Source organism: Vibrio mimicus CAIM 602 (assembly GCF_000338875.1).
GTDB lineage: Bacteria > Pseudomonadota > Gammaproteobacteria > Enterobacterales > Vibrionaceae > Vibrio > Vibrio mimicus.
In genome coordinates, this window is the sequence record NZ_AOMO01000083.1 from 1 (window position 1) to 4221 (window position 4221).

General features: G+C 41.4%; 6 protein-coding genes. All 6 read right to left on the reverse strand.

What is annotated here, in order from left to right; genetic code table 11:
- Positions 1 to 136: 136 nt before the first annotated feature.
- Positions 137 to 481 carry a hypothetical protein gene (locus D908_RS01945; protein ID WP_005527228.1) on the reverse strand — a complete coding sequence of 115 codons (345 nt, stop codon included), beginning with the start codon at positions 479 to 481 and terminating at the stop codon, positions 137 to 139.
- Between the two features lie 136 nt (positions 482 to 617).
- Positions 618 to 1388: an alpha/beta fold hydrolase gene (locus tag D908_RS01940; RefSeq protein ID WP_032467754.1), complete on the reverse strand. Its 771-nt coding sequence runs from the start codon at positions 1386 to 1388 to the stop codon at positions 618 to 620.
- A gap of 169 nt (positions 1389 to 1557) precedes the next feature.
- Complete coding sequence (locus tag D908_RS01935) at positions 1558 to 2031, reverse strand: hypothetical protein (protein ID WP_032467753.1); 474 nt, start codon at positions 2029 to 2031, stop codon at positions 1558 to 1560.
- Between the two features lie 86 nt (positions 2032 to 2117).
- On the reverse strand, positions 2118 to 2573 hold the full coding sequence (locus D908_RS01930) for a hypothetical protein (protein WP_005527240.1): 456 nt from the start codon (positions 2571 to 2573) through the stop codon (positions 2118 to 2120).
- Positions 2574 to 3396: 823 nt separating this feature from the next.
- A complete protein-coding gene (locus D908_RS01920) occupies positions 3397 to 3825 on the reverse strand; it encodes a hypothetical protein (RefSeq protein WP_005527247.1) in 429 nt (142 codons plus the stop codon).
- A gap of 269 nt (positions 3826 to 4094) precedes the next feature.
- The coding region (locus D908_RS22135) for a DUF3709 domain-containing protein (RefSeq protein WP_134815425.1) at positions 4095 to 4221 on the reverse strand (127 nt) is incomplete at its 5' end.

Sequence of the window (4221 nt, forward strand, 5' to 3'; positions counted from 1 at the left end):
GATAAGCTATAACGCCCGCCTAAGGGGCCTGGCGAACAGCATTACCACAAAACTCGAAACACAGACAACTGCGAACCACCACGGCTCCATTGGGACTGGAAACGCCACGCGTTGACAGTCCCTCTTGAGGCGTTTGTTATACGTTTTGGTAGATGTCATGCAAGTACTCTGATTCAATGTCATTTATCAGCGAGTCTCCGACGATCAATTGAATATTCATCGAACTATTGTCGCTAGCTATTGACCTAACACCATCAAGCACACAAAACATACCGAAAACCGATTCGCGCACCGCATCCTCAATAAGGCTCTGAACCAACGTCTGATCACCTGAGGGCAATGACTTAAACCACTTAGATTGTTCGAGTAAACGCTTATCGGGAGATCTACCGGGTGGATCAAATAAATTTTCAATAATATTTTCTACCGAAGAAGACTCAACAACTTCTTTGATGACTTTAACAAATTCAACTTTATCCATAGTTCCTCTGAAACGTATAACGCTCGCCTAAGGGGCTGGCAACGCATAACACAAAACTCAAACACAACCACCGTAACCACCGCGGCTCAATGGGACTGGAAACGCCACGCGTTGACAGTCCCTCTTGAGGCGTTTGTTAGTTTTTGTGCTGCGACAAGAACTGCTTTAGTATTTCACCCACAAGTTCTGGTGATTCTTGATGAGATGAATGTGCTGTCAATGGGATATTGGCAAAACTACAACCGGCAATTTTCGACTTTAAAGCCACCGCCTCATCCAACGAAAACAAGAAGTCATTATCACCTCGCATTACTAACGTCGGGCAACAAATTTTTTCAACTAACTCATCTGGATAGCCAGATTCTGTTGTATCCAGCCAGACGGCTTTTACCATGTCTACAAGCTTAGGAAAATCAGGTTTAGGATTTGATGCCTCATAAAATGCAACATCATCTGCAAACCTTGATACCCAAAATTCAGCCGTCAAACCACTTAGCAATTCAATTGATGGGTCATCTGCCTCCAATCGCCACTGCGAACCCAGTGTAACCAAACAAGACACTCTTTCCGGTTCTTGTGCTGCTAACCGATAACCCACGATGCCACCGTCACTAAAACCAAAAATTGAGTATTTCTCAATACCCAAATAACTAAGAACATGCTGGACATCTTGTTGATACTGCATGTAATTAAGTCGGCGATCGCCTAAGAGTGATTTTCCGTGACCACGAAAATCTATGCTTATCAACTGATAGTCCACAGCTACATATTTGTGAATGGGACTTAGCTCATTCAGCGAACCAAGGCCGCCATGAAGCATTAATAATGGTTCACCCTCAGGATTGCCGGAAAGTTCGTAATAAATCTCCGAATCATTGACTCCTATATAACCATTTTTATTTTTCATTTTATCGACCAACTGCATTTTTATTGATTTGACCTGAAAAAACTAACGCCGCGTTAAGGGGTGAATGCCGCATAAATCAAGCTTCCGCAGACCTCTTTCACCACCAAAACCAACCGCATACCAAAAATGCCACGCGGCATGAATCCCGCTTAAACGCCTTGTTATGTAGCTAGTCACCGCCACCAAAATCAAGAAAGTTTACTCCACCGGAACTATCTAAAATCGTGTTCGTAACTTTACATTTTGGTGCTGAATTTACCTCTGCATATAACAGGTAACTTTCAAACGAAGGAACTTCCGACACGTTAAATAAGAGCTCACCGACAGACTTTTGAAACTCTAACAAGTCGCCTAAGTCTTCTTGTAACTCGATAGCCAACTCATTGCTGTAAGGCAGCAACATGCCGTAAGAAACTGACTTATAAAACTGGTCATCACTGCGCTTAATCTCGCTCAATGCCCAGCTAATTTCCTGAAACGAATAAACGGGCTTTTTCCCAAACTTAGCACTCAGTTTCGGAGCCACATCTTTAGCTACTGACTGAACATAAGACTTTTTATTCAAAAAGTTAAGCACACCGAATCTCCTTGCTACATAACGCCCTGTTAAGGGGTGAGCAACGCAATACCGATGCCACCGCATACCACCTTAAACACCAAAACCAACGCATAGTAAAATGCCACGCGTTGCGAATCCCTCTTGAACAGTTTGTTATGTGTTTTATGCACTTAGTCAAAACTTCTATATGTCAGTCTTTTCATCTCAACCTTTAGCTTATCTTTTGAGCTAGCTAGATTTACAAAACCGAAAGAATCAATTTCTTTTTCTAACTCCCTGAACTGGCTGTTTTTCGTTAATATAGCGTATTGTTCGAAATTAATACCAAAATACGACTTATTACCAACGAGTAGTATTGGCGTTTGAGGCTTGATTTTTTCCCAGTCCTCATACTTAATTCCACATAAAATTTCGTCGCGCAGGATAGAGTTTTTAAATGCCTCCAATTTTCCCCGACATCCTTTATAAATGAAATAACTATCATTCGTACGAGTAACGTTAGTCACAACAACTACTTTCTCACCTGAAAGCAAATGAGATACTACGGCAACATTTCCTACTGGCCCGACTCTAACCATAGCCGCTATAGCGATAGTGAAAGAAAACAAGATTAAAAAGCTTTTCACCCTCCCTAGCGAGCTTGGATTGCTGCTAGCTTTCCACAATAGACATAATAAAACGAGAGTTGCGCAAATCCATGAAGCGTGCGACAACATACTACTAGATGTCTCAAAGTAATTTATATATCCAATATACGTCACTGTCGCAAGGATATATGAGATAAACACCACCCCAAATATTATAACTCCAAGATGCAACCACTGTCCCCTTTCACTAAAAACTGAAAAACACATAACGCCGCGTTAAGGGGTGAATGCCGCCTAAACCAAGTTCCGCACACCACTTTCACCACAAAAACTCACCGCAAACCAAAAATGCCACGCGGCATGAATCCCGCTTAAACGCCTTGTTATGCTTAAGCTTCAATGGGTTACGTTTTTCTGTAAACAAGATTAACTTAGTTTTGATTCACGAACAAAAGCCAAAAACCAAAAAAACTGAAATGACTCATAATTTTGAAAATCAGACTTTGAACTTTGGCAGCTAAAACTCAAAAACCTAAAATCAAATTGCTGATTGAGCCAACCACCCTAACCTCGCGCTTGCCCGAGAATTGAATGAGGCAATTCTCCGAATTTCCAGCGCCACAGAATAAGAGTCCGAAAAGCAGCGCTCAATGAAGTCAACTTGCCGACAAACACCGGACTGAAAATCCGAGGGAACAAAGAAAAACCATAAACCACTGATTTTACTTGATTAAGCATAACGCCCAATTAAGGGGTGAGCAACGCTACAACCCAACCTAAAGCATTGTACCGTAACCACTAAAATTGAAGTAGAAGCAAAAATGCCAAGCGTTGCGAATCCCTCTTAAATTGCTTGTTATACCTATTTTTCAACACTAGCACCAAACAGAGATTCACAGAGAATATTAAGTTCAATGTCATTGCTGCCAGATAAGTCAGAGCGCATAGCTTCTACGATTTTGCTAAAGGATACGTATGATGCATCACTGTTGAGCACCCCATGATTTTGGAAAAAAGAATGTATTGATGTCACAACTGATGTGCTACCTAGTAAAATCACTCTCGTTTTAGCTTGATTCAATTGTTTGAGTTGCTCAACATCTCGCTGTTTCGAATACTTTGTGGAACTAGCAATCTCAGAAACAGCATTTAAGAAATCTAAATAGGCAGAACTTCGTATTTCGATGAGTTTTTTGTTCTTTTCTGTGCGACTACCAAGCCAAAACTGAACTAATGCACTCGAAAGAACACCGCCGATCCCGATCAGAGCTACAACTACCTTAATATCCATGTTTCTCCTTATAGGTATAACGCCCGCCTAAGGGGCTGACAACGCATAACAACCAAACTCAAACACAACAACCGTAACCACTTAGGCTCATTGGGACTGGAAACGCCGCGCGTTGACAGTCCCTCTTGAGGCGTTTGTTATGCTTAAGCTTCAACACTTTACTGTTGCACCAACCCAAGAATAAACTACTGAAATCATTGACTAAACTTCGAGTTTTCTTGAATTAGAACTGACTCAAATTTTACCTATGAACTGACCAATGCAGAGTTTCATTTAACAAATGAGCAAATGTGGAAACCCTCTCCGACAAACTCACTCACCACACATTGGCACGACAACTCAATGAGGCAATAACACTGAAACGTACAAGCGACAAAACATATTGCCGTTTCATTA

What these genes read in the sequence shown, in the direction of transcription:
- D908_RS01945 (WP_005527228.1), bottom strand. Translation starts at nt 481, where the DNA reads ATGGATAAAGTTGAATTTGTTAAAGTCATCAAAGAAGTTGTTGAGTCT.
- D908_RS01940 (WP_032467754.1), bottom strand. Translation starts at nt 1,388, where the DNA reads ATGAAAAATAAAAATGGTTATATAGGAGTCAATGATTCGGAGATTTAT.
- D908_RS01935 (WP_032467753.1), bottom strand. Translation starts at nt 2,031, where the DNA reads ATGCGGTGGCATCGGTATTGCGTTGCTCACCCCTTAACAGGGCGTTAT.
- D908_RS01920 (WP_005527247.1), bottom strand. Translation starts at nt 3,825, where the DNA reads ATGGATATTAAGGTAGTTGTAGCTCTGATCGGGATCGGCGGTGTTCTT.